Raw genomic sequence first — 26,312 nt, 5'->3', positions numbered from 1 at the left:
ACTCTATGCACGAACTAAGCCTCGCCGTCAACTGCTGCTGAGTCTCCAGTTTGCGCTGTTCACTATTGACTGAAAAACTGTTTCCTGTAACCTGTTCCCTGTTTACTGAATTTATCGCAGCACAATATTCGGATTTTCACCCATTCTTAAGAGTTGGTCAGCGGTGTTGTGAACTCCGAATTCAGCCGCCAGTTGCGCCCCTAATGTTCCGTGAACAAACATCACCAATAAGATAGCGACTCCTGCCATCAAATAACTCCACTGGACTTGGCGGGTTCTGTCTTTGCGCCAGTAAAACCGTTGAAACCCTCGCCAAATTGTCATTCCAACCATGAAAGCAAACAGGAAGACACCCCCAACACCATGCCACAGCATGGTTTCCATTGCTTGCATTCCCCAAGCACTTTTAACATCAGTATAGGGATTTGCAAGCATGATTTCATAAAAGCCTGCTGCGACGGTGAAGATGGTAATAATGGCGGATGCTAGCATATTGTACCAACCGACATCAAAAAAGCTCGCCCGGGCTGCCGGAATCGCTAAAAATTTGAAGACGGGTTTTTCAAACGGATACAAAACTCCAACAAAATCAAAGGCGATCGCAATAATGAATAAACCTAAGGTAAGATGCACTAAGTTAGGGTGAATGGGAATCGCATAGGGTAAGCCGTTTGCTCCTAGCGATTGTAATTGGTTCATTAGTTCAGCATCCATTATAGAATACCCTCCTTAATCGCTTCAACAACGGGAACTGTATGGAGTCCGTATACCCAAACAAGTTCATCGCCGAGATAGACCTGGAAGCCGACTAACAGACATAGCGACAGTCCAAGTGCTAGATAAGATATTGGTAACTTTTGGGGATTTTTCAGGCGAATAACATACCGCCAACCTGTAATCGCAGCAAGAATTCCCGCTAACGACCAGCCAATTAATGTATGTAAATTGAGAGTCTGTTCGACTGCGTTGTACGGTAAGGCTAACCCGGCTTCCGCCTGACCAAAAATAATGGCGATAAAGATAGAAATTGTAGCGAAAAACAGATTCCACCAACTCACTTCATACAGACGTGTATTGCGTGTGAAATAGCCAATCACATCGCACAAAACAGCAAACAATACCATTGCAATCACAAAATGCACAACGATGGGGTGCATCGTGTCGGGATAGGGTAAATTGTGATCGTTCAATGAGGTAAATAGAGACTCGAACATGGTATTCTCCTCGGCATCCGTACTAAACCTCGGTCACACCTCACAAGTAAAGGCTTGCAATAATGTATCGAGACACAACTAATGCTTGAATATTTCTATTACAAATTTTTAAGGACAATCTGGACTTTTGACAGTATCAAGGTTAACATTCTGAAATATTGACAGACTGTCAGTATTTTGATGAGATTAGAATTGATCAACTGTAACAATTTAAACAGAAGCTGCTATCCTCTGACTTAATGGGGTTTTTGACGACTTCTCCTCAGTTTACAGAGACAATCAGCTCTCTAATCTTACCGCAAAAGTTTTTTATTTTCACGAAAAGTATCAAACTGCCTCATTCTTAATTTTTTCTTCAACAGTTTCAGACTTACGCCTCCCCGAATCAGGGAGACACGAACCCCCGAGACACCAAGAGCGCATCTTTGTCTCTTAATGTCTCTATCGCTACTGATTTTTCTGGTTTCCTGTTCTCCCGTATCCGACGATTCTATTCACCGTAATGGGCGTTGGTGACTTTTCCTCGAAACACAAAATACTGGTAAATATTGTAAAACAACATCACCGGAATTAAAGCCCCGATAAAAATCAGCATAAACACCAACGAACTTGGGTCAGCCGCCGCCTCATAAATGGTGATTTGAGTGGGGATAATATAGGGGAAAACAACCAAACCCAGGCCGAAAAATGTCAACACAAACAACAAAATTGTCCAAATAAACGGCGTTCTCTCGGCTTCATTGTTCAGGCTGCGAATTAACTGCCAAATCAAGACCACAGCTAACACGGGAATCACCGCAAAAAGATAAACCAACGGCTTAGAAAACAAGCGTTCGCGGGCAAAATCTGAGAAAATTGGAGTACCAATGGTAATAATAACCGCACCCACTAAAGTCGTCACCGCAGACAATTTAGCGGTTGCATAATGGATATTTTGCAGTTCTCCTTCTGTTTTCCAAATCAGATAAGTTGAACCAATCAAAACATACCCTTGAATTAAAGTTAATGTGATTAACATTGTTTGCCAAGTTAACCAATCAAAATGACCGCCAATAAAATGACCCGCAGCATCAACTTTAATCCCTTCTAACACCCCGCCCAAAGCAAATCCTTGACCCATAGCTGCTAGAAAACTTCCCACTCCAAAAGACACATTCCAGATAAACTTGTTGCGGGCTTGTTCACGAAACTCAAACGCCACCCCTCGAAAAATAAAGCCAAAAATCATTAAAAAAATCGGGATATAAAGGGCGTTGAGAATTGTACCATAAGCCAGGGGAAACGCTCCAAATAAAGCCCCTCCCATCAACACCAACCAAGTCTCGTTCGCATCCCAAATATTGCTCAAACTCGTCATCAAAATGCCCCGACGTTCTTCGCTAGAAGACGTGAGAGATAAAATTCCCACCCCCAAGTCAAAGCCATCTAACATCACATAAAGCAATAGAAACAGGGCTAAGATTCCAAACCAAATTTGAGGCAAGAAATAGGTTAAAGTTTCCATTTCCTCTCCTTTATTGTTGGGCTTCTACAGGACGTTCATCCGGAATAAACTCCCCCGGTTTTGTATCAACAGCAGGTTGTTCTTCACCCGGAAGCGGAAGATCAAAATCAGGCCCTTTTCTAATAATTCTACTTCCGAAATAAAACGCCGCAAATAATAGAACGGCATAAACGCTGGCAAAACTAATGAGCGTTGTTAATACATCTCCGGGTGGTAAATTAGAAACGGCATCTGTGGTGCGAATATAGTTATAAACCGTCCAGGGTTGACGTCCGACACAACGCACTGTCCAGCCACATTCTACGGCAATATATCCCAACGGCGCGGCTAAAATCCAGCCCCACATTAACCAAGATTGTTGAGTAATATTTTCAGCCGAAAATTGACCCCGTAGCCATTGAATGATACTCACGAACATTAACCCCGCAAAGTAAAACCCAATCGCAATCATTATCCGGAAACTGTAATAAATTAGTCCCAACAAATGAGGACGATTTTCTGGAGTCCATTCTTTTAACCCTTGAACAGGTTCAGAGAGTTCTTTTTTGAATTCTAAAATGTAGCCCAAAGCATTCGGAACTTTGACTTCCCAATCATTTTGCTGCGTTTTTTCATTGGGAATGGCGAGCATACTCCAGTCAGCAGCAACCCCGGCAGGAATCGTTTCCCATTGGGCTTCCATTGCCGCTAATTTTGTCGGTTGATAACGATAAACCTGTTCGCCGCTGAGGTGTCCGACGTAGAGTTGTAATGGGGCAATTAAAATCGCCGCAGCCAAGACAATTTTTAACGAAGTGGCAAAGAAAGCTTCATGGCGTTTTTTGAGAATGTACCAAGCACTAATTCCCCCAATTACAAATAGTGTAGTTTCCCAAGTTGCTAACACCATGTGCATCACACTATTGGGCATATAGGGGTTGAAAATCGCTTGAAAATAGTCTTGGACAATAAACTTCCCGTCTACAAATTCTCCTCCGGCTGGAGTTTGTAACCAAGAGTTGGCAACTAATATCCAAAAACTGGATAAATTTGCCCCAAATGCGACAAGAATTGTTGCCATATAGTGAATGTAGGGATTAACCCGTTGCCAACCAAACACCATAATGCCTAAAAAAGCGGCTTCTAGCATAAATGCCATAGATGCTTCAAAGCCGATAATACTTCCAAAGAAGTTACCAATTGCCTCCGAAAGCGGTGCCCAATTGGTTCCGAATTGAAACTCCATCGGAATTCCACTGGCTACCCCAATCCCAAAGTTGAGAATGTAGAGTTTTGACCAAAAGCGGGCGTGATAGTAGTATTGCGGATTGCGGGTTTTCAGCCAAAAACCTTCTACGATAACGAGGTAAACTCCCATTCCTGTAGTGAGGATAGGCCACAGCATATGGAAGGTCGCAGTTAACGCAAACTGCATTCGTGAAAGTACAAGTGTGTCGGACAAAAATTGCATAATGACTTTCGTGCATTAGTACCGAATCTGATGTTAGGCCAAGTAGAACTTGGTTTATTTGTGAAGTTTCGTGAAACAGATAGCAAGATTGGTCAAAAACAAGCCATGAATGGTTACATTCTTGCCATTAACTCTATGACTTACTGTCCTCGGTGACTTTAGTTTTTCTTCAGATTTTGAGTGGATTGATTTTAGTTGAATTGCTGAAAAACTTTCCATAAAGGCACTTGAGGAAACTGTATCCGCACAATTGCGAGTATTTTAAACTTGAAGTTTATGTGTAGAGTCTTGCTGTTTATTTTGATGGGTTTCTCTGAAGTGAAGGGTGAGTTTGCAGCAGTCTCCATTAACGACTTATCCAACAACAGGAATAATTTTGGGGTTTTAAGTTTAATTAAAATTAAATTGTGTGTTTGAATGACTTGAGGGGGTTTGATTTAATTGCCAAAAGACAACAGGTTTAATTAAAATGTGTTTAGAGATGGGATTTGAGAACTCCATTTAGATAAGCTTCAAGTTAAAATCAGCCAAATATTCTATTCAATAGAAACGACTTAAACAAAATTAGATCGTGCGTCAGAAGTTGATTGTCAAAGCCGACTTAATCTTCTCAAACGGGGTCAGGGGCGAGTCAGAACCTATCCTCTGTGAATGAATTTCTAGTCAGACTCGTTCGTAGATCCGGATTCTGTGCCACAATTAACTTAAACGCTCTGTTGTGTTACAGCACAGTCTATGTCTAGTGCAATAGTGATCAATGACTAGGTTCTGCGACACTAAGCTTGATTTTGACAAGGTTACATCAATTGGATAATGAGTGAGAAAAGCACCATAAGTTAATTTAAAATATACCTATAGACTCTCAATCTCATTCTTATTTTTTTCATCAAAAACCTCTGTTTTTCCTCAAAGAATCATTTTCTTAACTTGGAAAAATGTGAATTTAAAATCAGAACCTTATTCCCATTGACTGCTGTTGAATTTGATAAAACCGATTGTTTTAGACGCTAAACCCTCCTATGCAAATGATTGGTCAACTTTTAGATAGACGGTATCGCATTGTTCAAATACTCAGTTCAGGGGCATTTGGACAAACTTATCTTGCGGCTGATACTCGTCGCCCAGGTCATCCTCAATGTGTGGTTAAACAGCTTCGTCCTCCGAATAATAATTCTAAAATTCTGAAAACGGCGTTACGATTATTTGAAAAAGAAGCAGAAATTTTAGAAAAGTTAGGACGACATAATCAAATCCCTCTGCTTTTAGCCTACTTTAAAGAACAAAGTAATTTTTACTTGGTGGAAGAATATATCGAAGGACATTCTCTTAGTAAAGAACTGGTTCCGGGTACTCCTTGGCCAGAAGAAAGAGTAATCAAGTTATTAGAAGAAATATTAGAAATTCTTCTCTTTGTTCATGAACAAGGGGTAATTCATCGAGATGTTAATCCGTCTAATATTATTCGTCGTCGTTCGGATAAAAAATTAGTTTTAATTGACTTTGGTTCAGTCAAAGAAGTGAGTCATCAATTCTTAAATGGGAACAATCAATCCATGCGGACGATTGCGACTGGAACCCCGTCTTATATGCCGATTGAACAGTTTCAAGGGAATCCTCAATATAATAGTGATCTGTATGCCGTGGGAATGATTGCTATTCAAGCCATTACCGGGTTAGAAGCTTCAGATTTACCCAAACTTCAAGATCCAAATCTCTCTAACCCAGATGATATAACCTGGCGAAATCGCGCTCGGGTGAGTGCAGGTTTAGCGAAAATTATTGATAAAATGGTACATCATTATCATGGAAAACGTTATCTAGCTTGTAATGATGTAATCTCAGATTTAAGGAAAATAACCGGACGATCTGATTTTACCTATATTCCGAATTCGGCTTCTTTAAATCCCGATAAAAGGATAACCAATTGGGGAAAAATTGTAGGATTAACGGCAACGGGATTAGTCGGATTATTAGTAGTTTTTGGATTAATTAAAGCTTTTAATCGTCCTGATCCGGTTAAAGCAAAAGTGGCTTTTTCTCAAGGGGTAGAAAAGCTAGAAAAAGGAAATCCTCAAGCCGCAGTGAGAACCCTAACTCAAGCGATCAACTATAATCCAGACAATCCTGAAGCCTACCATCAACGGGGAAATGCCTACTATGATCTCGAACAATATCAAAACGCGATCGAAGATTATACTCAAGCCATTCAACTCAATCCTAACTACACTAATGCTTATTTTAATCGCGGATTAGCCCGTTATGATGCTCAAGATTTATCAGGCGCGATCGCAGACTATTCTAAAGTCATCGAGTTAGAACCTAGTGATGTTGATGCTTATTATAAGCGAGGACTCGCTCACTATTCCCTCGAAAATTATCAAAAGGCGATCGAAGACTATAGCGAAGTCATTCGGATACAATCGGATCATCCCCTGGCTTATCGTTCCCGAGGAATAGCCCGAGTCAATTCAGGGGATTTGCAAAGCGGATTAGCCGATTATACCGAGGCTATTCGACTGGATTCTAAAAATTTTTTAGCCTACTATGATCGGGGTCGAACACGCTTTCATTTAGGAGATTATCAAGGCGCCCTTGCCGATTATGATCGGGTAATTGAACTGCAACCTGATAACAGTTCTGTTTACGGAAATCGCTGTAGTACCCAAATTAATTTAAGCAAACATCAAGCCGCTATCGATGATTGTACCAAAGCGATCCAACTCGAACCGAACGCTGTGGCTTATAATAATCGCTGTGTTGCTTATTTGAATATATCCGAACTTGAAAACGCTTTAGCCGACTGTACCAAAGCCATTGAACTGACACCAACTGATCACAAAGCTTATAGTAATCGGGGTATGGTTCAAGTTGCCCAACAAGACTTTCAAGCAGCAATCGCAGACTATACAAAAGCGATTGAACTCAACCCAAATGATGCTCAATCTTACAGCAATCGCGCTGTTGCTTACTATGAACTTCAAGATTATAATCAGGCGATCGCGGATTATGTTCAAGCCATTCGTCTCAAACCCGATTATCCCAATGCCTTCTACGGACGAGGAATTGTGCGAGTGGCTTTAGGGGATAAAAGCGGTGCAATTAATGATTTTCGTACCGCCGGACAACTTTATTTAGAACAGGGATTAACTGGAGGATATCGAGATGCTCAATATCAAATTCAACAGTTAAAATAAACGGATCAACTGGGAGATTGATCACAAATCCTGATCCGGATAGTTCTGAGCATCAGAAGTGAAAAACTTCCCAAAACAACAAACCTGAAATCACCAGTAAACTGATTCCGGCTGCCCGTTCGAGGGTTTTGGGTTCAATACGACTGGCTAACCATCGCCCGACTAATACCCCCAGTAAACTGGTCAGAATAAGGGCGCTTCCGGCACCGGCAAAAACAACCCAAGGCTGATGAGATTCTGCTGTCATTAACAGCGTTGTTAATTGAGTTTTATCACCAATTTCCGCGAGAAAAATTGTTACAAAAGTAGAGGCAAAAATTGCCCAAGCATTTTTAGGTTTGCGGGGCTGAGTAGGTTGAGAAATCGGAGAGTCTTGAACTAGAGATGATGTTGGTTCTGTTGTTTCCTTGACCGGGAGTTCAGGAGAACTCTCGTTAGAGAAGTTTGAGGGTTGGTTAGACGAAGGGAATAACTCAGAAGATGGTGTCACAGTTTATCAAAAAATAGTCTGTTCTACTGATTCAATCATAATCTTTTCAGATTTGCCCCAAAGATGCAAGCCTATCGGTTCAAGAGGTGATATTTTCAGGTTCTTCACACCCATCCCACCTGATCATTATACTGCTTCATTTCAGTTGAGTCAGCCCCATAAACCCCTTCAATTTGCTGCTGACAACAATCAATCGCAAAGTCGTTCAACTCTGGAGGTTCTATCCCGAACATTTCTGTAAACACTTCCGGTTGAACTCGACAGAAGCGAGGACGGTTAGAGTAGATGCTACATTCTCGGTTTTGGTGGTTGTAGTGAATGCACCATCCATCTTCTCCGACTAAACTCAAATACAATTCTAACTCCTCTGAGCCGAGATATTCATCTAATTCTGGACGTTCTGAGGGTTCGAGATAACAGCAAGCCCCACAGTTTTTAACACATTGCCAAGTTGCCATAATAATTGATTAAAATTAAGGATGTTTTCAACGTTTAATGTTCGGAGTCGGTTGATTTTTTTTGTTTTTTAGCGGCTTCTTTTAAATTAGGATCAGGAGGATTAGGCCGCTTCAGATTTTGATTTTCATCGGGGGGCGAGGGATTTTGGGTAGAGGATTCTGAGACTATTTCTTCGGCAGAATCTTCGGATTGAACGATTTCGGATTCTTCAGAAGCAGATATCATTTGTTCAAAGGGACTGGCTGAAGAAATATCCGGTTCAACAGTGACTGTAATTTCTTGAAATTCGTCTTCGGATGGTGTTTCTAATCCCGGTGCAGAATCGATTTCTGTTAGATCTATTGCTTCTATTTCCGCTACTGCTGAGGTTTCTGATTGTTCAGTTGGGGGAGTGACATCTTCTTGAGCAACAACGGTTTCTAGAGTTGGCGTTTCTTCAGTTTCCGGTTCAACTTGGGCTGCTTCTGTTTGATTTTCTTGTGAAGTTTTGACAGGGGAAACAGGAGAAGAAGGTGGGTTTTTACGCCGATTAAATAAACCTGTAATCGAGCGAAATACTCGTGATAATCGTTTAGGCTGAGATGCAGGGGGTGATGGGGTTTGGGGTTGAGAAATTGTTTCTGTTTCTTCTTCTGTTTCTTTTTCTATTTCTTCGTCTACTTCGTCTTCCCATTCAATTTTTGTTGCTGAAATAGGTTCAGTTTCGGGTTTATCAATGACAGGTTCATCTTCCGATTCAATTGCTGTTTCAGAAGTCAATTCTGGTTCGGCAGACGGTGAAACGTCTTCAATAACTTCAGGAATTTCTGAGGGAATTTCTGAGGAAACTGGAATTTGGGGTTCCGTTGTAACGGTTTCAGGTGGAGATTCAACACCAACAGGCTCGGGGGTTGCTGGCGGTGCAACGGGGAGAGCGCCATCTTGGTCAAAATTGTCAACTTTGGGGACGGGGATAACCTGGGGTTCCTGGGCTTTAACGGCAAATAAACCCTCGACTTGTTCTTGCAGTTTTGCGGGAACAGGGGTTTTTTGTGATATCGGAGTGACGACTCGTCGCAAATACAGAGTTTGTAAGCCAAACCAACCGAGTAAAGCGACACTCGCGATTTGACCCAGGAGGACAGCTCCCGTGATACGTCCGGCACAGACCCACAAAATCAGTGCATAAAAAAATCCCACGCCACTCCAGAAGAAGTCATTTTTGCGATGAACTTCTGGAAAAAAGAAAGCGGCCATGTAAACGGCGAAGCTCCCCAAACCAACAGCAATCGCCAGAATATGTGCCAGCATTGTATCCTCCAGCCTATCGACAAATCTCTACTGATATATTTTACAAGGCAGAGGTCGCTCCCGTGATCGGTTTATTGAAATAATTGGTTGAAACTCGAATTGATCAGATATTATCCCTTTTGTTTGCTCTGAAATCCCCTAAATTGGCGAGGGGTGTGACCTGCATCACAATCAATGCGTTAATTAGGTCATCTTGAATATTGTGTTAAATCATTTAGAATTTTAGTCAGATTTTGTATTATCTTTGCATACACCAAAGTTCGGTGCAGTAGAATTTTTTTTTGGAGGAGTTGATTATGTTTGAAAAACTACTGCTAGCGGCTATCCTCACACTTTCTCTTTATCTGAATGCAAAGATTGAGTGGTCTAATCCGGTTAATCTCTTACAATTGCGAGTACAAGCCCCTCAAGTGGAACTGTTGAGAATTGTGATGTTTCAAAACTTTAACATTCGGTAAACATTCGTTAAACTTATTGGATGTTGCGGATGGGTGCATAAACACCTGCTGCAATTACTAATAAAGTGCAGATTGACTGACATCTGCATTATTTTTAGTGTTCATACAGAAGCCTGATTTATTTGTTTAAGAAAACTCTCATATAACGTTCATCGGTAGCTTACAGTCTAGGGTTAGTCTGGGAATAGAACAAAGTCTAAACTTTTTGGATTCGCAGGAGTGTAAGAATGGTTTCTATGAGCTGGAAAAAAACTCGGACTTTCCCCCGAACACAGACCCATCAAAATGTTGTTCATTTTTTAAGTGATTGGCAATGGGTTAAGCAAATTAAGCAAGCCTTATCTGAGAATCGTTTTTGTTTATATCTACAAGAAATTACTCCACTAACAACATTAGATTATCGTCGATTTTCTGAAGTGTTACTTCGTTTGAGAACAGAGAATAATCAACTCATTTCACCTGCTCGTTTTCTAGGGATTGCAGAACATTATAATCTCAGTTCACAAATTGAGCAACGGGTAATTACGACTTTATTTGAACAGTTAGCCCAAGCTCCTACTCATATTTTAGAGAACCATCGCTTTTCAATCAACTTATCCCCTGCTTACTTAAGAGATGAGCGCTTGTTTGAGTATATTCATGGTCAAGTGAGTGAGTTTGAACTGTCTCCTGATCTAATCTGCTTTGAAATTTCAGAGCGTTTAGCACTGGAAAACTTAAGGCTGGCTTCTGATGTCATTACTGATTTACAAACTCGTGGTTATTGTTGTGCTTTAGACAATTGTGGCAGCAATATGTCCTCTTTTCATTATCTTAAATATCTTCCTGTTGATTATTTAAAGATTTCCGAACGCTTTATCAAAAATATGGGTCAAGATATTACAGATAAAGCAATTGTAGAACTGATTAATTATCTGGGTCAGAGAATGGGGTTACAGGTGATTGCTAAAGGAGTTGAAAATGAAGAAATTTTTAATGAAGTAAAAGCATTAGGTTTGGATTATGCTCAAGGTTATTATCTTTGTCAGCCCAATAAAATGAACTTAAATCGATTATTTTAGAAAGGATAATGCGATAAGTCTATATTGCTTCAAACCATTAAAAAGCTCAGTTTTTTTAATTAAGTTGTAATTTTTTATAGCCTTTTAAAGCTTAATAAAATAGTGGGTAGGTTTTATTTTCCCAAAATATCAATTTAATATAAAAGGATTAATCATGTCTAAACTCTTGTTATTCAAGCCGAAATGGTTTCCTCGTCGCTGGTTTTATCCTGTACTCTCTATCTGTACTGCATTAACATTTTGGATCAATTCACTTCCTGCTGTACAAGCGATTCCGATTGAGAAAATCATTTTTCATGGTGTAAGAATTCTTCAGCTTTCTACGATTTCTGATCGTCAGGAAGTTGCACTCGGAAAACAGATTAATGATCGCATGGTAGGTCGTGAATTTAAACTATATCCGAGTCCAGCTTTAACTCAGTATATTGATTTAATTGGTCAGCGATTAGTTAAAGCGAGTGAACGTTCAGACATTCCGTATACTTTTCAAGTGGTTAATGATGATAAAGTGAATGCTTTTGCGACTATGGGCGGCTTTGTCTATATTCATAAAGGGTTAATTTTAGCAGCAGATAATGAAGCAGAACTAGCGAGTGTTATTGCTCACGAAATTTCTCATATTGTCGGAGAACATTCTCTCAAACAAATGCGTCAAATTGCGATTGCTCAAGGAGTGGCTTCAGCCGCAGGATTAGATAATAATTTAGCTGTACAAATTGGGGTAGAATTGGCATTAAGACGTCCGAAAAGTCGAGAGGCAGAGTATGAAGCAGATCGCTTAGGAATCATTACTTTAGGAAAGGCGGGATATGCTCAACAAGCCGCTTTAGATTTTATGGGAAAATTACTCGGAAGTGGTTCTCCACCCACGATTTTAAGCACTCATCCGGCGACTTCAGATCGAATTTATAACCTACAACAATACCTCGATCCTCGTTTAGCTGAAAGAGGAGTTGGGATGAATAGTGCGGCTTATCAGGAGGTTGTACAACGTCTGATGTAATTCCCAAAATCGTCAAGAAGATCTGAAAAGCTTCTTAACATAAAAAAATCAGCAAAAGAGGTCTTCTGTCCGCTACAATGGATTAGATTCATAAACGACTCTGGGTCGTAAAATAGAGGGGTTTTGAGTCTAACCTGAATATCGGATATCTTATGAACAGCGATTTTGCGAGCCAACAGAAGGGAAATATTTTAATTGTTGATGATTTACCGGATAACTTACGTCTTTTATCAGAGACATTAAGCGATCGCGGCTATGAAGTTCAGTGTGCGATTAATGGAAAACTTGCATTAATGGCTGTTCAAAATGCCCCTCCTGATTTGATTTTACTCGATATTAAAATGCCAGGACTTGATGGCTATGAAGTTTGTGCTGAACTCAAGTCTCAAGTCAATACATCAAATATTCCAGTGATTTTTTTGAGTGCTTTAGATGATGTTTTTGATAAGGTTAAAGCGTTTCGTGTGGGAGGAGTAGACTACATTACTAAACCCTTTCAAGTTGAAGAAGTGTTAGCGAGAGTCGAAAATCAACTCACGATTTGTCGGCTACAGAAACAACTACACGCCCAAAACTTAAAGCTCCATCAACTCAATCAAGACTTAGCTCATTCTAACCAAGAACTTGAACAATTTGCCTATATTGCTTCTCACGATTTACAACAACCGCTACAAACGATTACCGGGTTTGCTGAATTACTTCTATCTTTAAAATCAGAAATTATTTTAGAAGAAGAAGCCGACGAATATGTGACTCCGATTTTAGAAGAAGGAATTCGGATGCAGGGATTGATCAAAAATTTATTAGAATACAGTCGAGTGGGAACCAAACGTCAAGAACTGCAACCCATTGATTGTAATATAATTTTAGCAGAAACCTTAAAAAATATTCATCATTCGATTGAAAAAAGTCAGGCAATTATTACTCATCAAACCTTACCGACAGTCAAAGCTGATAAAATTCAACTCGGACAATTATTACAAAACTTGATTAGTAATGGGATTAAATATTGTCGTCCTGGTGTTATTCCTCAAGTCACGATTTCGGCGGAACAAAAACCCCAAGAATGGATCTTTATCATTCAAGATAATGGTATTGGCATAAAATCCGATTACTTTGAGCGAATTTTTCAAGTCTTTCAACGCTTACATACCGTTCAAGACTATCCAGGTACTGGAATCGGATTAGCGATTTGTAAGAAAATTGTTGAACGTCATGGCGGAAAAATCTGGGTTGAATCCGAGTTTGGTGTCGGAACAACTTTTTACTTTACCCTCCCTATTTAAGTAAACTTAAAAGTAACTATGAACTCAGAAAACTTAACTATTCAAACCCTGACTGAAAAACTCAAACAAACAGAAACCGCTCTTTTAGAAAGTGAAAATCGCTTTCGAGATTTGTTTCATTTAGCCCCAATTGGCATGGCAGAAGTGTCGCTAGATGGGCAGTTTTTAGAGGTCAATTCATCCTTTTGTGAGTTTATTGGATACAGTAAAAAAGAACTTATGCAACGGGGATTTAATCAGATTACACACCCCCATGATCGAGATGTGAGTATGGATTATTTTTCTCGATTGATTCAGGGAGAATTTAAGCAATATAACCTCGAAAAACGCTATCGCCACAAAGAAGGGCATTGGGTTTATGGAATTCTACACTGCTATCTGAGACTCGATCCAGTCGGAAATCCATTTTCGGTGATTACACAAGTTCAGGATATTACTGAATACAAAAAAATTGAAGAAGATCTCAAACAACAGAAAGAATATCTACGTTTGGTTTTAGATAATATTCCTCAACAAGTCTTTTGGAAAGATACTAATTTAGTCTTTAAAGGATGTAATAAAAAATGGGCTGAATACGCTCAGTTAGAAAGTGCAGAATCTGTGATTGGAAAAACGGACTATGATCTGTTTAAAAATTGGGAAGTTGCTGAATTTTATCGCCGTCAAGATCGCCGAGTTATGGCATCAAAAAAACCCGAGTTAAATGTGATTGCACCCAAACAAAAACTAACGACTGATGGTAGACAAATTTGGCTAGATATCAGTCGAGTCCCGATGTTAGATACTGATGGATATGTAATCGGGATTATTGGTGTTTTAGAAGATATTACCGAACAAAAAGAGATTGATGAAAAACTGCGACTGACTCAGTTTTCGATAGACAAATCAAGGGATTATGTGCTGTTTACTGATATCAATGCTCGTTTTTTTTATACCAATGAAGCGGCGACAAAAACCCTCGGATATTCTCGGGATGAATTTTTGCAAATGCAGGTGAAGGATATTGATCCAAATGCGTCTGAAAATCAATGGTCTATCTCTTGGGAAAATTTAAGACAACAAGGTTCATTTACCTTTGAATCTATTCATAAAATGAAGTCAGGTGAACATATTAGCGTCGAAATTACTTTAAGTTATTTAGAATATAATAATAAAGAATATGGTTGTGCTGTGGTGCGAGATATTAGCGAACGCAAACAGACTGAAATTGTCTTACAACAAGCCAAAGAAGCCGCAGAAACCGCCAACCGTTCTAAAAGTGAATTTTTAGCCCGAATGAGTCACGAACTTCGCACACCGTTAAATGCAATTTTGGGTTTTACTCAACTAATGAATCGTGATTTGAAACGGAAACAATCAGTTTTATTGCAAGATCATCAAGAACATTTAGAAATTATTGGTCGAAGTGGCGAACATTTATTAAATCTGATTAATGATGTCTTGGAAATGTCAAAAATTGAAGCGGGTCAGATTTCGCTCAATTCTATCCACTTTGACTTACTTAAATTGCTACATTCTCTGCGAGATATGTTAGAGTTAAAAGCTCAATCAAAAGGATTAGAATTACTATTTGAAATTGACTCAGATGTTCCTCAGCATATTCAAACCGATGAAAGTAAACTCCGTCAAGTTTTAATTAATTTATTGGGAAATGCGATTAAATTTACAGATACAGGCTGTATTATTTTACGGGCTAAAACTGTTAAAAATTCAAAAGCTAATCGGCTCATTTTTGAAGTTGAAGATACAGGATCAGGTATTTCTCCAGAAGAACTTCAATATGTTTTTCAACCCTTTATTCAAACGGAAACAGGACGAAAATCTCAACAAGGTACGGGTTTAGGTTTATCTATTAGCCAAAAATTTATCAAGCTTATGGGAGGGAAAATTACGGTTAGCAGTCAATTGGGTCAGGGAACTTGCTTTAGATTTAATATTAATTTTAAACCTGCTCATACTTCTCAAATTTCCTCAAAACCTGCGAGTAAACAAGTCATTGGATTAGCCGAAAATAAACCGAATTATCGAATTTTAGTAGTTGATGACAACTGGACTAATCGACAACTGGTGGTGAAATTGTTGAAACCGCTCGGATTTGAAGTTCAAGAAGCAGACAATGGTCAAGAAGCAATTTCAATCTGGGAAAAATGGCAACCCCATTTAATTTTTATGGATATGCGAATGCCTGTGATGGATGGGTATGAAGCGACTCAATATATTAAACAACATTTGCAGGGTCAAGCTACCGTGATTATTGCTTTAACGGCTAGTGTTTTTCAACAAGATAGAACGGTGATTTTATCCGCAGGTTGTGATGATTTTGTTCGCAAACCTTTTCGAGTTGAAGTGTTGTTTGAAAAAATCTCTAAACATTTAGGGGTAAAGTTTTTGTATGAAGAAACTCCCGATGTTGATGAATGTGGAAATACTCAACTTCCTCAAAAAATAGAAATAACTGACCCCTCTCAACTCACCTCTGAAGTGTTAGCTGCAATGCCTGAAGCCTGGATACAAGCCTTGCATCAAGCCGCGACTAAACTCAATAGTAAGTTAATCACTGAAGTTATCGCTCAAATTCCTGAAACTCATGCTTCTCTAGCCAAAATATTAACCCAATTAGTGAATGATTTTCGATATGATGTGATCATTGAATTGACTTCAAAAATCCAGAAATAATGTCAAATTCCATACAGTAATGTTTTGAGATTACGATTTTTTTCATTGTTAAATTCTCGAATAAATTTCAAGCCTATTTTCTCTGCAACACGGCGAGAGGCTGGATGATTTTTGGGCATATTAATATGAAGATGATCTAATTTTAAAACCGTAAAAGCATAGTCTTTGAGTGCTGTTGCAATTTCGGTTGCATATCCGTTTCCCCAATAGGGATAATGAATAATATAACCCAAATCGTTAACCCATTCATTGGCAACTTTTGATTTTAAAATTCCTGCATCTCCGATTATTGTTTCTGTATCTTTTAATAGAACTAAATAACGACCAAATCCGTTGAGTTTATAACTCTCTAAAGTGCGTTTTATCCAAGCTTCAACTTGGGATTGATTGAACGGTTGCGGCCAATAACTCATAGTTTTCGGTTCGGATAAAATGCTGAGAATCTTATCTAAATCATCCGGTTGATATTCTCTGAGAATAAGACGATGAGTTGGGATTTGCATAATTTTTTATCTCAATTTCATCTCAATTTTTGCACTAATATATCACCGTTTTTTCCGCCTGTAACTAAGGTTTGACTATCTGGAGTAAACGCCACGGGAGGATAAGCGGCTAGAGTTTTTAATAATCGTCCCAAGGGATGGCGAGCGCTAATATCCCACAGTTTCACGATACCTTCTCGACTCGCACTGGCTAATAATTTACCATTCGAGCTAATGGCAATTGAAAGGATTTCATCATCATGTCCCTTGAGTGTATGTAGAGTTTCTCCTGTGTAAAAGTTCCATAATTTGATGGTCTGATCACCGCTTCCACTGGCTAACATTTTTTGATCTGGACTAAATGCTAAACTATAAACTCGATCTGAATGTCCTACTAAAGTATAAAGACTTTTTAAGTGACCAAACTGCCAAATTTTAATCAATCCATCTGCACTACCACTGGCAAATAAACTATTTTGAGGATGAGGTTCATAATTATAATTATGATTTAAGGAGGCTAAATTTCTGTTATTTTGACCAAAGGTAACGCATAAAACTTGATCTGAATGTTCATCGAGTCGATAAAGTAATTCACCATTTCTTTGATTCCACAATTTTAAGGTTTTATCTTCACTTGCACTGGCAATAATACAACCATCAGGACTATAAGCAACAGCATAAACGGCACCACCACGATGACTATAGGGTGATCCCGAATGACTAAAAAACCGATCTGCCATGGTGCGATTTTTTAAATTCCAAGCGAGTATCGTTCGATCAAAACTTCCACTGACTAATCTATGACCATTCGGGTGAATTGCAACGGTATTTACGAGATCTCGATGGGCTAAAAATCGATGTAAAAGTTGTCCAGTTTTTAAGTTCCAAAGTCGGATACTACAATCTGCACTACCACTCACTAAAATATAACCTTTTGGGCCAATTGCTAGGGATCTAACGGGTGCAGAATGACCCTGTAAATGCTGGAGATTTTGACTCAGTTGACTGACGTTTTCTTCAGAATTATTATTTTTATTTCTTCCGGATTTAAAAGACAAAATTGAATGGGTTTGAGCGGGAGCATTAGGAATAAATTTGATCGATTGACTGGCGATTAAATTGGAAAAACTGGGATGATTTTCAGGTTGAGAGACTAAAGCTAATTCAATCCAGTTTTGTTTAAAGTTAGAGACGAGTTTTTCTGCCTCTATTTCGGTATTGCTAATAAATTTAAGTGTTGTTTCGTGTTGACAACATTCAGATAAAGTCGGGCTTGATTCTGTTAGTTTTTTCAAGACTTCTTCGGCCGATTGATAGCGATTTTGTACTAAGTCTTGTAGCAGTTTATCTAAGATTGTAGCGAGTTGATCGCTAATCGTGTTTCCGGTTTTCAGTAGATGAGATTGCCAAATTAATTCTCCGGTAAAACAGTCAAAGAGTTGATTGGGAGGAACTTGGGTTAATAGGTGAATACAAGTCACGCCTAAGCTGTAAAGATCGCTGGCGGGATAGGCTTTTCCACCGCGAATTTGTTCGAGAGGGGCGTAGCCAACTGTTCCGGTAATGGTGCCGGTTTGGGGTTGAAAAATATTCTGATTTTGTTTGGCAATCCCAAAATCAACTAAGACAAATTTTCGATCTTTTTGTCGTCGAATAATATTTTCCGGTTTGAGATCACGATGAATAATATGATGGTTGTGAAGAAAGGCTAAAATGGGAAGAATGTCAATTAAAAGTTCTTGAATTTTAGGTTCACTAAAAGGCCCTTGTTCTGCAAGTTCTTCGGCTAAATTTTGTCCAGGAATGTATTCTTCCACCAAATATAAACAGCCTTCTTGTTCAAAGGAAGCCAATAGAGAGGGAATGCGATCATGTTCTCCCAACTCTTGTAACCGTAAGGCTTCTTGATGAAATAATTCAATCGCTTTTTGTAGCTTAACTGTTTTGTATCCGTGAGAGGAAAATTGTTTGATAATGCAGGGTTTTTTTTGATTTCCCAGGTCAATACCTAAGAAGGTACGACTCATTCCACCTAAGCCAATTTCTTGCCTCGCCTGATACCGTTTTTGCAGGAGCAAAGTTGAACCACAGGTTTGACAAATGTCGATCTTGTGACCATTCTCAGGTTTATTGCAATCGGGGTTAAAGCAGTAGCTCATAAGCACAGCATGAGCAGTCTAACACTGAATTTGTGTCTTCTAGTATGAAGGGTATTGAGTGCAATCGAGAAAAATCTTAAGGATTATTTAGCGTTCTTTTGAGTTTCTCAGACACAAAAATCAACCCAGTTTAATGGTATAATATAATAAAAATCTAATGATAATTCAGAATCTCATCCAAATTCCACAGTTTAATGCTTTTATCCTCACTCCCACTGACCAAGGTTTTACCATCGGGACTAAAGGTAACGGTATTGACTGCCCCTGAATGTCCTGAAAGTAAATTGAGTAAATCTCCGGTGCCTAATTCCCGTAGCTTAATCAAACTGTCGTAGCCTCCACTGGCGAGAATATGACCATTCGGACTAATTTTAACGGAATTCACTGCATAGGAATGACCGGAGAGGGTTCGCAATAGCTTCTGAGTGCGAATTTGCCAAATTCTAATGGTTTCGTCTTTTCCCCCACTGACGAGGGTTTCACCATCTGGACTGACGGTTAAGGTCAAAACTCCGCCTGTATGTCCTTCCAGGGTGCCAATTAATTCCTCATTTTGCAATTTCCACAACCGAATGCTATTATCAGCACCATCACTTGCCAGGATATCCCCTTTGGGAGAGATACTAAAAGTCTTCACCGAACCCGCATGACCCGTTAGCGTCCCTTTCAGTTGTCCGGTTTCCACATCCCACAACCGCACCGTTTGACTATAACTACTGCTATGACTGATAATTGTTTTAGCATTGGGAACAATGGCAACGGGCATAAATCCAGAGTCGAGGCGAGAATAACCCGTTATCAAAGTTCGCAGCAGTTTACCGTTTTTCAGACTCCAAATTTTGATGGTTCCATCTCCGCCACCGGTCGCAAAAAATTCACCATCGGGACTGACGGCGACATTTTTCACCCCAAAGGGATGACCTCCCAAAGTGAGTAAACAGTCTCCGGTTTTGAAGTTCCAGACTTTAATCTTACCGTCTTCAGAGGCACTAATCAGGATTTTTCCATCCGGACTAACTGCGACCGATTTTACACCGTCGGCGTGACCACTTAAGGTAAGATTCTCCATTATCGTGAGGACTGTTTGCTGATGACTGCTTGTCTGAACCCTAACACAACAAGAATATTTGATAGCGTCAGGAAAATCTCTGCACCTCCATGTAACCAATCAATATTCGCCAAAGTGTCGTGATAGACCATTTTGGCATAGATGCCAGCCGGAATCGTAACTCCCACAAATACTAACGTGCCATAAAATCCAATTAATGCCAAGCGGGGTGTCTGTCCTGAACGAGTCAGAAACCACAAAAAACCTAAATAGGGAAATAAAGAAAGGGCAAAGAGGGTGTCTTTTGATAACATTGTTCTAGCTGCTGATGTTACTCTTTAACGGATCGAAAACTGCGCCAGATGTACCAAGCCGCAATACAGAGGGTAACATTCCCGAGTACCGTCATCGCCGCCTGAAGCGTGACCATCCACTCAAAGGAAGGGGGATTATCAAAATAATGCCAGGTACAAGCACACATGGCGCTGACAAGGGCGGGTAACATTGCCACCGAAAGTCCCCACCATGCTTTATTCTGAGTCACTTCACCATACCTCCAAATAAACCAAATTGCTGCCATCCACTCGAGAACACTGGAAACGTGAATGATCCAGGTGGGAATTGAAAGTGCGTGCATAATAGAATTTTAGCCAAGTTGACTGCCAATTTACTCTGCTATCAATGCTTCATTTATGGTAGTCTAACATCTAAATCTCAACTGCTGTTTTTTTTGGTTTCACCCCGATGGGTTACGGGTTTGGTGTTGAGAATTAACTTTGGGTTGAAAATCTCGTCGTCATAAATTTGAATATGGAAAGGGTCGTTTGTAGTGGGTATTATGGCAAAGGAAACGGTGGAGATGAGGCATTACTCGCATCCTTATTACAGATGTTACCCCCTTCTGTTGAACCCCTCGTACTGTCGGGAAACCCCACCCAAACCCAAGAGCGTTATCAGGTGGCGAGTTATGATCGCATGAATGCTTTGGAAGTGTTCCAGGTTCTGCGAGGGGCAGATGCTTTGATTTGGGGGGGTGGAAGTTTAATTCAGGATGTCACCAGCGCTATTAGCCCTTTTTATTATGGTGGATTAATGGGTTTGGCGCAACAAATGGGCTTGAAAACAATTGCTTGGGCGCAAGGTATCGGCCCTTTACAACGTTCGATCACCCGTAAATTAGCTCAACGTTGTTTTTCTAATTGTACCACGATTAGCGTTCGCGATCGCGCTTCGGCACAGTTATTATCAGACTGGCAAATTCCGTTTACAATTGCCCCTGATCCGGTTTGGGCATTGGACTCTCAGCCTGTTCCGGGTTTATGGGATTTACCCGCTCCTCGTGTTGCTTTAACGTTGCGTCCTCATCCCCAATTCACGCCTGAACGTTTAAGTCTTCTAACTCAAGCTTTAGTTTCGTTTCAAAAAGCAACCCAAGCTTTTATTTTACTCCTTCCCTTTCAACCCAGTCAAGATTTAGCGATCGCTAAATTATTTCATCGCGCCCTTCCCAATCATAGTCAAATTCTCACCTTAGAAGATCCACGTCAACTCAAGGGTGTTTTTCGGGGTGTAGAAATGGTAATTGGAATGCGATTTCATAGTTTAATTATGGCAGCCACACAAGAATGTCGATGTTTTGCCCTCAGTTATGATCCCAAAGTCACGCAGTTAATGGAAGAATTAGAATTTCCGGGATGGGAACTCTCCCAACTCCCCCAAGATGCAAATGCGATCTGTAAAACCTGGCTTGAATGTTATGCTAACGGCGATGCACTCTCAACCGCTAAAATAGAATTTCTCATCGAGCGATCGCAAATTCATCAAGAAGTTTTGTATTCCGCTTTTTTGTAGGGAAAAGGCAAGCTAGCAATAGGCAAGCTAGCAATAGGCAATCTTGCAATAGGTAGAAGGTAAAACCCAGAAAATAGAGGGATTAAAAATGTCAGAAATCAAAGACTTTCAAGACCTTATCATTTGGCAAAAAGGCATGGAGATTACTGAAAAGTGTTATTATCTTACTAAATCTTTCCCCAAAGAAGAACTCTATAGTATGGTTCAACAGATTAGAAAATCATCAGCATCCATCCCCGCCAATATTGCGGAAGGTTATGGAAGACGAAGCTCGGGAGATTATGCTAGATTCCTAAATATTGCTCAAGGTTCGATTAACGAACTGAAAACGCATCTTCTCTTATCTCAAAGGGTGGGGCTTTGCGAAGACAAAGATATTGAATCAATCATTTATTTGCTTCAAGAATAAACTCGGATGATTTATACTCTTGTTAACAAACTGAAGTTTTAAAAACTCTTTTCTCTTACTTTCTGCCTTTCCCCTTTCCCCTTTCCCCTTTTGCCTTAGTTTTAAAAACTCTTTTCTCTTACTTTCTGCCTTTTGCCTTTTGCCTTTTGCCTTTTGCCTTTTGCCTTTTTTTATTTGGAGGTGTAACCATTGGGAAGAGTTCGAGTTCGTGAACACGTTAATCCCTTAGCTCAAAAATATCAAGTTCCGATTGATCCGCCCGACTGGACGAAAATTTATGCTAAAGTTCATCAGCCTTTACATCTGGATCTCGGTTGTGGTCGAGGGCGGTTACTGTGGAATTTAGCACAAATCGAACCCAGTTGGAACTATCTCGGGCTTGAAATTCGAGAACCGTTAGTTGATGAAGCCAATCAATGGCGAGATGAACAAGGATTAACGAATTTACATTATTTATTTTGTAATGCTAATAATTCTTTAAAACCGATTCTCGACACTTTACCTGCGGGAATTTTTCAGCGAGTGAGTATTCAATTTCCTGATCCTTGGTTCAAACGACGTCATCAACGCCGCCGCATTGTTCAACCCGAGTTAGTGGCAGAAATTGCCGATTATCTTACACTTGGCGGTGAAGTCTTTATTCAGTCAGATGTCAAAGAAGTTGTTGAACAAATGTGCGATTTATTTTCTGAACATTCAGCGTTTCAACGTTTAGGCAAAGATTGGCTGTCTGAAAATCCCCTTCCCCTTCCCTCTGAACGAGAACGTTCGACTATCTCTCGGGGAGAACCTGTTTATCGTATTTTATTTGAACGGTGTTAACATGAAAAAGTTTTCGACTTTAATGACTGTATTTTTGTTCGCAGAAACCAGCTTTTTTTTAGGAATATCGACAGCTTTAGCCTTAAAGACTCTGGCATTATCGTCTCATTTAGAGTATCAAATTTCTCAAAATTTTGATTTACTCAACTTGGAAGGATTTGGAGAATTGAAAATTGGTTTAACCGCAGCCGAAGTCACGCAAATCTTGGGAGAAGTAGGAAGCAAAGGAGAGCAAAAGTTTTGGGGGGCGGATGGTTTGTATCATCAAAACTGGAATTATCCCCGACAAGGAATTACCTTAAATATGGCAGCCGAAACCGAAGAAGGTTCTGCTGTTGTGAGTTCTATTCGAGTTCAAGCCCCTTCTCAACTGCAAACCAAGCGAGGTGTTGGTATTGGGGATTATTCAGCAAAAGTTAAACAAGTATACGCCCCAGAAGAAGATGCAGCCGCACCAATTTCGTCTGATTATTTCGTTGCAGGTTCAGTGTATGGCGGGTTGATTTTTGAGTTTCAAAATAATCAAGTCAAGGAAATATTTTTAGGGGCGGTGGCGGAATAAAGTCGGATGATAACATTGTTTTGATCTGGAGAATCATCACCAAGATACCAAGACAGAAAAGATGGGATCTTAATTGTTTTTTGTGTCTTTAGGGTTGAGATTCTTGATCATTGTATATAAAGTTGACTATACATTAAGTAGAACATGAGCTATAGTATCTAGGTTCAGTTCTTTAAATCATCACTCAATTATGGCCGAAAGTTCTAAGCCAACCTTGACTATTTCTAACGTTAATCTAGTCCAAAAATACACGCCTTGGCTTTATTCCTTCTGGAAATTTTCTCGCCCTCATACAATTATTGGAACCAGTTTTAGTGTGTTGGGATTGACTCTTGTTGCCTGGAGTGATAAAATTAATGGAACATGGGAATATGGAGATATTGTATCCACTCTCCTCGTGAGTGTGATTTTAAGTTGGTTAGCTTGTGTGTGTGGCAATATTTATATTGTGGGACTCAACCAACTCGAAGACGTTGAAATAGACCGTATTAATAAGCCTCATTTACCCTTAGCATCCGGTGAATATTCGCCCTTTCAAGCCAAAGCAATCATCATCACCACCGGAATACTCGCGATTATTTTAGCCGCGTTACAAGGCAAATTTCTCTTAGCAACAGTCGGAATTAGCCTCACCCTGGGAACCGCTTATTCCTTACCACCGATTCGCCTCAAACGATTTCCGTTTTGGGCAGCGTTGTGTATTTTTACCGTGCGGGGTGTAATTGTCAACTTAGGGCTTTATTTGCATTTGAGTTGGGTTTTATCCGGAAGAATCACCGGAGAAATTCCCGATATCAGCCCCCCCATTTTAACATTAACGCTGTTTATTTTAGTCTTCACCTTTGCGATCGCCATTTTCAAAGATATTCCCGATATCGAAGGCGATCGCCAATATAAAATTACCACTTTTACCATCCGTTTAGGAACAGTTGCCGTTTTTAATTTATCCCGTTGGGTGTTAACAGTCTGTTATCTCGGGATCATCTTCTCGCCGATCTTTTTACAAAATTGGGTGAATTCGATCTTTTTAGTCAGTAGTCATGTTGTTATCTTAGCGTTATTGTGGTGGCAGAGTACAAAAGTTGATCTCGAAAAAAAAGAAGCCATTGCTGATTTTTATCAGTTTATTTGGAAGCTGTTTTTCTTGGAATATTTTCTGTTTCCCCTCGCTTGTTTATTCGGATAACGCTTTGACAGCGATCTCCCCCACTGTTTCAAGGTAGGGCTGTTTCTCCAGAAAAAAGCGCATCAATCAAACTGTGGATCACCGTTAGACGTGTAGAATTTCTCTGAGTTTTCAGCTTGCCAAAACTGAGTCACATCATGTCCTAATTCCTGCAACATTTTTCGCAGTAAAGGCAAACTCAAGCCAATAACATTGGTGTGACAGCCCTCTATTTTCTCAATAAACACCCCTCCTTTTCCTTCGATCGCAAAACATCCGGCACAATTTAGAGGTTCTTCTGTGGCGACATAAGCCTCTATTTCGGCATCACTAACTTCAGCAAAATAAACCGTTGTCACCCGAGAATAAACGATAGTTTTTTGTTGTCCGAAATCAATTAACGCATGACCTGTAAACAGTCTACCATAATGAGATCGCATAACTTTCCAACGGGCAATCGCTTCTGTTTTATTTTCAGGTTTTCCGTAGATTTCCCCATCTACTTCTAAAACCGAATCACAGCCTAAAATCAAAGCAGAGTTTGAATGAGGAATCGAATCTGATAATGTTGTTGTGAGTAGATTGGCTACCGCTTCCGCCTTACAACGAGCGAGAGTTTTGACTAATTCAGCCGGATTATTTAACTGAATTTGTGACTCATCAAAACCACTCGGACAAACTCTCGCTGGAATGCCAAGATTTTGTAATAAACGGCGACGGGCAGGGGAAGCAGAAGCTAAAATAAAGGTGATCTGATTTTCCGTTGCCATCTGCTGAAAACTTTTGATTCTAAATTTTATAAAGAGTTTAGACGTTCACAAGGAACGTCTGAGGAATCAAAAAATGTTTAAATTAATAGACATTAAAAGACTTAACCATTTGTTCGAGTTTATCGTGGGCTTTTTGCCAGCGTTTTTCTGTGGCTGAAACATTTAAAGTAAAGAGTTGATCTCGACTCACCGTAACACTCGCAAAATCATGGCGTTTTTGATTGGGAAGTGTCACCGCATATTCCAATAAATAGTAAGTTTGATCGCCCTTTTGACGAGATTCTGCGTTAATTAATTCTGCTTCCCGCCCTGATCCCGGAGGTGCGATCGCATTTTTACTCAGTTTGTATCCCACATCAGTCGCTGTCCCCAATTCATCAAGTGCTTTTTGATCGGGAATGGGACTAATAACAACACTGACATTTTCAGTTTGTTCGATCATATCGTGAAACACGACATCCGGCCCATCAGAAACATTCACCTGAACCCAACCGTTGGGGTAAAGAAACTCGTAGCCATCCCCAGTATCGACAAAAGAATTTAACCCGGCGGCACCGATTGAAACACAGCCACCGAGAGTAAGGCTGATAATGACAAAAAGTATAGCTGTAATTCGTTTCAACATTTGAGCATTTCCCAGTTTTGTCTCTCACCATTGTCTCACGAAGTCTGCTTGGGGTATAGAAAATTGGTGATTATTTGCTACAGAGGATTAATAGAGTTCAGAGGGAGATGAGGTTTAGGGGGAGATGGTGGAGAGAAATTCCTAGTCTTTTTTGTTGATTCTTTGGCAAAGTTTAGCATGATCGGGTTCAGGGGGTAACGTAATCAGTAACCCGACATTAAAAGGAGATTGATGTAAATTTAATTGAGATGAATTGTACAAATTTCTGACTCTCCCATCGGTATGATCATGATTTAATACTTAAGTTTCCGACTTAAAGTTCCATCTGGGATGG

Annotated in this window: 26 protein-coding genes; 12 read left to right on the top strand and 14 right to left on the bottom strand. The window is 39.8% G+C overall.

Annotation, left to right across the window (positions count from 1 at the left end):
* Positions 1 to 111: 111 nt before the first annotated feature.
* The 4 genes from M595_RS02865 to M595_RS02850 all read right to left on the bottom strand — a co-directional run bounded on the left by M595_RS02865 (position 112) and on the right by M595_RS02850 (position 4,168).
* Positions 112 to 714, bottom strand: a complete 603-nt coding sequence (locus M595_RS02865) for a DUF2231 domain-containing protein (RefSeq protein WP_023064482.1) — start codon at positions 712 to 714, stop codon at positions 112 to 114.
* Positions 714 to 1,214, bottom strand: a complete 501-nt coding sequence (locus M595_RS02860) for a DUF2231 domain-containing protein (RefSeq protein ID WP_040483486.1) — start codon at positions 1,212 to 1,214, stop codon at positions 714 to 716. The genes M595_RS02865 and M595_RS02860 overlap by 1 nt, the downstream gene beginning before the upstream one ends.
* Before the next feature lie 490 nt (positions 1,215 to 1,704).
* Complete coding sequence (gene cydB / locus M595_RS02855; protein ID WP_023064461.1) at positions 1,705 to 2,718, bottom strand: cytochrome d ubiquinol oxidase subunit II; 1,014 nt, start codon at positions 2,716 to 2,718, stop codon at positions 1,705 to 1,707.
* Between the two features lie 10 nt (positions 2,719 to 2,728).
* On the bottom strand, positions 2,729 to 4,168 hold the full coding sequence (locus M595_RS02850) for a cytochrome ubiquinol oxidase subunit I (protein ID WP_040483485.1): 1,440 nt from the start codon (positions 4,166 to 4,168) through the stop codon (positions 2,729 to 2,731).
* Between the two features lie 30 nt (positions 4,169 to 4,198).
* Between M595_RS02850 and M595_RS32655 the strand changes: the two genes are divergently transcribed.
* Positions 4,199 to 4,324, top strand: a complete 126-nt coding sequence (locus M595_RS32655; protein ID WP_023064448.1) for a hypothetical protein — start codon at positions 4,199 to 4,201, stop codon at positions 4,322 to 4,324.
* 863 nt (positions 4,325 to 5,187) lie between these two features.
* Positions 5,188 to 7,362 carry a serine/threonine-protein kinase gene (locus M595_RS02845; protein ID WP_023064589.1) on the top strand — a complete coding sequence of 725 codons (2,175 nt, stop codon included), beginning with the start codon at positions 5,188 to 5,190 and terminating at the stop codon, positions 7,360 to 7,362.
* A 52-nt stretch (positions 7,363 to 7,414) separates the two neighbouring features.
* On the opposite strand, the gene M595_RS02840 is transcribed toward M595_RS02845, so the two are convergent.
* From M595_RS02840 to M595_RS02830, 3 genes are all read right to left on the bottom strand, one after another.
* Positions 7,415 to 7,852, bottom strand: coding sequence for a TMEM165/GDT1 family protein (locus M595_RS02840; RefSeq protein ID WP_023064484.1), 438 nt, complete (start codon positions 7,850 to 7,852; stop codon positions 7,415 to 7,417).
* Between the two features lie 104 nt (positions 7,853 to 7,956).
* The gene (locus tag M595_RS02835; protein WP_023064491.1) at positions 7,957 to 8,310 is read right to left on the bottom strand and encodes a YkgJ family cysteine cluster protein; all 354 of its coding nucleotides are present in this window, start codon (positions 8,308 to 8,310) and stop codon (positions 7,957 to 7,959) included.
* A 34-nt stretch (positions 8,311 to 8,344) separates the two neighbouring features.
* Positions 8,345 to 9,601, bottom strand: coding sequence for a Ycf66 family protein (locus M595_RS02830; RefSeq protein WP_023064581.1), 1,257 nt, complete (start codon positions 9,599 to 9,601; stop codon positions 8,345 to 8,347).
* Between the two features lie 296 nt (positions 9,602 to 9,897).
* Between M595_RS02830 and M595_RS30970 the strand changes: the two genes are divergently transcribed.
* From M595_RS30970 to M595_RS02810, 5 genes are all read left to right on the top strand, one after another.
* Positions 9,898 to 10,059 carry a QAALIT motif small membrane protein gene (locus M595_RS30970; protein WP_023064502.1) on the top strand — a complete coding sequence of 54 codons (162 nt, stop codon included), beginning with the start codon at positions 9,898 to 9,900 and terminating at the stop codon, positions 10,057 to 10,059.
* A 227-nt stretch (positions 10,060 to 10,286) separates the two neighbouring features.
* Positions 10,287 to 11,120: an EAL domain-containing protein gene (locus M595_RS02825; protein WP_023064465.1), complete on the top strand. Its 834-nt coding sequence runs from the start codon at positions 10,287 to 10,289 to the stop codon at positions 11,118 to 11,120.
* A gap of 154 nt (positions 11,121 to 11,274) precedes the next feature.
* Positions 11,275 to 12,123, top strand: coding sequence for a M48 family metallopeptidase (locus tag M595_RS02820; protein WP_023064536.1), 849 nt, complete (start codon positions 11,275 to 11,277; stop codon positions 12,121 to 12,123).
* Between the two features lie 152 nt (positions 12,124 to 12,275).
* Positions 12,276 to 13,409 carry a response regulator gene (locus tag M595_RS02815; RefSeq protein ID WP_023064520.1) on the top strand — a complete coding sequence of 378 codons (1,134 nt, stop codon included), beginning with the start codon at positions 12,276 to 12,278 and terminating at the stop codon, positions 13,407 to 13,409.
* A gap of 18 nt (positions 13,410 to 13,427) precedes the next feature.
* Positions 13,428 to 16,085, top strand: coding sequence for a PAS domain S-box protein (locus tag M595_RS02810; RefSeq protein WP_023064507.1), 2,658 nt, complete (start codon positions 13,428 to 13,430; stop codon positions 16,083 to 16,085).
* Between the two features lie 2 nt (positions 16,086 to 16,087).
* On the opposite strand, the gene M595_RS02805 is transcribed toward M595_RS02810, so the two are convergent.
* The 5 genes from M595_RS02805 to M595_RS02785 form a co-directional block, all read right to left on the bottom strand.
* Complete coding sequence (locus M595_RS02805) at positions 16,088 to 16,588, bottom strand: GNAT family N-acetyltransferase (protein ID WP_023064609.1); 501 nt, start codon at positions 16,586 to 16,588, stop codon at positions 16,088 to 16,090.
* A 17-nt stretch (positions 16,589 to 16,605) separates the two neighbouring features.
* Positions 16,606 to 18,726: a serine/threonine-protein kinase gene (locus M595_RS02800; RefSeq protein ID WP_023064456.1), complete on the bottom strand. Its 2,121-nt coding sequence runs from the start codon at positions 18,724 to 18,726 to the stop codon at positions 16,606 to 16,608.
* A 154-nt stretch (positions 18,727 to 18,880) separates the two neighbouring features.
* On the bottom strand, positions 18,881 to 19,795 hold the full coding sequence (locus M595_RS02795; RefSeq protein WP_023064480.1) for a WD40 repeat domain-containing protein: 915 nt from the start codon (positions 19,793 to 19,795) through the stop codon (positions 18,881 to 18,883).
* A complete protein-coding gene (locus M595_RS02790) occupies positions 19,795 to 20,088 on the bottom strand; it encodes a DUF3593 domain-containing protein (RefSeq protein WP_023064537.1) in 294 nt (97 codons plus the stop codon). The genes M595_RS02795 and M595_RS02790 overlap by 1 nt, the downstream gene beginning before the upstream one ends.
* Positions 20,089 to 20,105: 17 nt before the next feature.
* Positions 20,106 to 20,411 (bottom strand): DUF2499 domain-containing protein, encoded by a 306-nt coding sequence (locus M595_RS02785; RefSeq protein WP_040483484.1) that lies wholly within the window; start codon positions 20,409 to 20,411, stop codon positions 20,106 to 20,108.
* A 173-nt stretch (positions 20,412 to 20,584) separates the two neighbouring features.
* Between M595_RS02785 and csaB the strand changes: the two genes are divergently transcribed.
* The 5 genes from csaB to M595_RS02755 all read left to right on the top strand — a co-directional run bounded on the left by csaB (position 20,585) and on the right by M595_RS02755 (position 24,604).
* Positions 20,585 to 21,625, top strand: a complete 1,041-nt coding sequence (gene csaB, locus M595_RS02780) for a polysaccharide pyruvyl transferase CsaB (RefSeq protein WP_040483483.1) — start codon at positions 20,585 to 20,587, stop codon at positions 21,623 to 21,625.
* A gap of 88 nt (positions 21,626 to 21,713) precedes the next feature.
* Positions 21,714 to 22,034 carry a four helix bundle protein gene (locus tag M595_RS02775; protein WP_023064473.1) on the top strand — a complete coding sequence of 107 codons (321 nt, stop codon included), beginning with the start codon at positions 21,714 to 21,716 and terminating at the stop codon, positions 22,032 to 22,034.
* A gap of 189 nt (positions 22,035 to 22,223) precedes the next feature.
* Complete coding sequence (trmB, locus tag M595_RS02765) at positions 22,224 to 22,856, top strand: tRNA (guanosine(46)-N7)-methyltransferase TrmB (RefSeq protein WP_023064516.1); 633 nt, start codon at positions 22,224 to 22,226, stop codon at positions 22,854 to 22,856.
* A 1-nt stretch (position 22,857) separates the two neighbouring features.
* Positions 22,858 to 23,418, top strand: a complete 561-nt coding sequence (locus M595_RS02760; protein WP_023064588.1) for a hypothetical protein — start codon at positions 22,858 to 22,860, stop codon at positions 23,416 to 23,418.
* A 190-nt stretch (positions 23,419 to 23,608) separates the two neighbouring features.
* Positions 23,609 to 24,604, top strand: coding sequence for a homogentisate phytyltransferase (locus tag M595_RS02755; RefSeq protein WP_023064559.1), 996 nt, complete (start codon positions 23,609 to 23,611; stop codon positions 24,602 to 24,604).
* A 62-nt stretch (positions 24,605 to 24,666) separates the two neighbouring features.
* On the opposite strand, the gene M595_RS02750 is transcribed toward M595_RS02755, so the two are convergent.
* A complete protein-coding gene (locus M595_RS02750; protein WP_023064567.1) occupies positions 24,667 to 25,353 on the bottom strand; it encodes a nucleoside triphosphate pyrophosphatase in 687 nt (228 codons plus the stop codon).
* 82 nt (positions 25,354 to 25,435) lie between these two features.
* A complete protein-coding gene (psbP, locus tag M595_RS02745; protein ID WP_023064514.1) occupies positions 25,436 to 25,978 on the bottom strand; it encodes a photosystem II reaction center PsbP in 543 nt (180 codons plus the stop codon).
* Positions 25,979 to 26,312: the final 334 nt, after the last annotated feature.

This window comes from Lyngbya aestuarii BL J (assembly GCF_000478195.2).
GTDB lineage: Bacteria > Cyanobacteriota > Cyanobacteriia > Cyanobacteriales > Microcoleaceae > Capilliphycus > Capilliphycus aestuarii.
Note: the sequence above shows the minus strand (reverse complement) of the source record. Positions and strands in the feature narration are given on the sequence as shown.

Excerpts from the sequence above, each read along its gene's own strand:
- M595_RS02865 (WP_023064482.1), bottom strand. The coding sequence starts at position 714 with ATGGATGCTGAACTAATGAACCAATTACAATCGCTAGGAGCAAACGGC.
- M595_RS02860 (WP_040483486.1), bottom strand. The coding sequence starts at position 1,214 with ATGTTCGAGTCTCTATTTACCTCATTGAACGATCACAATTTACCCTAT.
- cydB (WP_023064461.1), bottom strand. The coding sequence starts at position 2,718 with ATGGAAACTTTAACCTATTTCTTGCCTCAAATTTGGTTTGGAATCTTA.
- M595_RS02850 (WP_040483485.1), bottom strand. The coding sequence starts at position 4,168 with ATGCAATTTTTGTCCGACACACTTGTACTTTCACGAATGCAGTTTGCG.
- M595_RS32655 (WP_023064448.1), top strand. The coding sequence starts at position 4,199 with ATGTTAGGCCAAGTAGAACTTGGTTTATTTGTGAAGTTTCGTGAAACA.
- M595_RS02845 (WP_023064589.1), top strand. The coding sequence starts at position 5,188 with ATGCAAATGATTGGTCAACTTTTAGATAGACGGTATCGCATTGTTCAA.
- M595_RS02835 (WP_023064491.1), bottom strand. The coding sequence starts at position 8,310 with ATGGCAACTTGGCAATGTGTTAAAAACTGTGGGGCTTGCTGTTATCTC.
- M595_RS02830 (WP_023064581.1), bottom strand. The coding sequence starts at position 9,601 with ATGCTGGCACATATTCTGGCGATTGCTGTTGGTTTGGGGAGCTTCGCC.
- M595_RS30970 (WP_023064502.1), top strand. The coding sequence starts at position 9,898 with ATGTTTGAAAAACTACTGCTAGCGGCTATCCTCACACTTTCTCTTTAT.
- M595_RS02825 (WP_023064465.1), top strand. The coding sequence starts at position 10,287 with ATGGTTTCTATGAGCTGGAAAAAAACTCGGACTTTCCCCCGAACACAG.
- M595_RS02820 (WP_023064536.1), top strand. The coding sequence starts at position 11,275 with ATGTCTAAACTCTTGTTATTCAAGCCGAAATGGTTTCCTCGTCGCTGG.
- M595_RS02815 (WP_023064520.1), top strand. The coding sequence starts at position 12,276 with ATGAACAGCGATTTTGCGAGCCAACAGAAGGGAAATATTTTAATTGTT.
- M595_RS02810 (WP_023064507.1), top strand. The coding sequence starts at position 13,428 with ATGAACTCAGAAAACTTAACTATTCAAACCCTGACTGAAAAACTCAAA.
- M595_RS02805 (WP_023064609.1), bottom strand. The coding sequence starts at position 16,588 with ATGCAAATCCCAACTCATCGTCTTATTCTCAGAGAATATCAACCGGAT.
- M595_RS02800 (WP_023064456.1), bottom strand. The coding sequence starts at position 18,726 with ATGAGCTACTGCTTTAACCCCGATTGCAATAAACCTGAGAATGGTCAC.
- M595_RS02795 (WP_023064480.1), bottom strand. The coding sequence starts at position 19,795 with ATGGAGAATCTTACCTTAAGTGGTCACGCCGACGGTGTAAAATCGGTC.
- M595_RS02790 (WP_023064537.1), bottom strand. The coding sequence starts at position 20,088 with ATGTTATCAAAAGACACCCTCTTTGCCCTTTCTTTATTTCCCTATTTA.
- M595_RS02785 (WP_040483484.1), bottom strand. The coding sequence starts at position 20,411 with ATGCACGCACTTTCAATTCCCACCTGGATCATTCACGTTTCCAGTGTT.
- csaB (WP_040483483.1), top strand. The coding sequence starts at position 20,585 with ATGGAAAGGGTCGTTTGTAGTGGGTATTATGGCAAAGGAAACGGTGGA.
- M595_RS02775 (WP_023064473.1), top strand. The coding sequence starts at position 21,714 with ATGTCAGAAATCAAAGACTTTCAAGACCTTATCATTTGGCAAAAAGGC.
- M595_RS02760 (WP_023064588.1), top strand. The coding sequence starts at position 22,858 with ATGAAAAAGTTTTCGACTTTAATGACTGTATTTTTGTTCGCAGAAACC.
- M595_RS02755 (WP_023064559.1), top strand. The coding sequence starts at position 23,609 with ATGGCCGAAAGTTCTAAGCCAACCTTGACTATTTCTAACGTTAATCTA.
- M595_RS02750 (WP_023064567.1), bottom strand. The coding sequence starts at position 25,353 with ATGGCAACGGAAAATCAGATCACCTTTATTTTAGCTTCTGCTTCCCCT.
- psbP (WP_023064514.1), bottom strand. The coding sequence starts at position 25,978 with ATGTTGAAACGAATTACAGCTATACTTTTTGTCATTATCAGCCTTACT.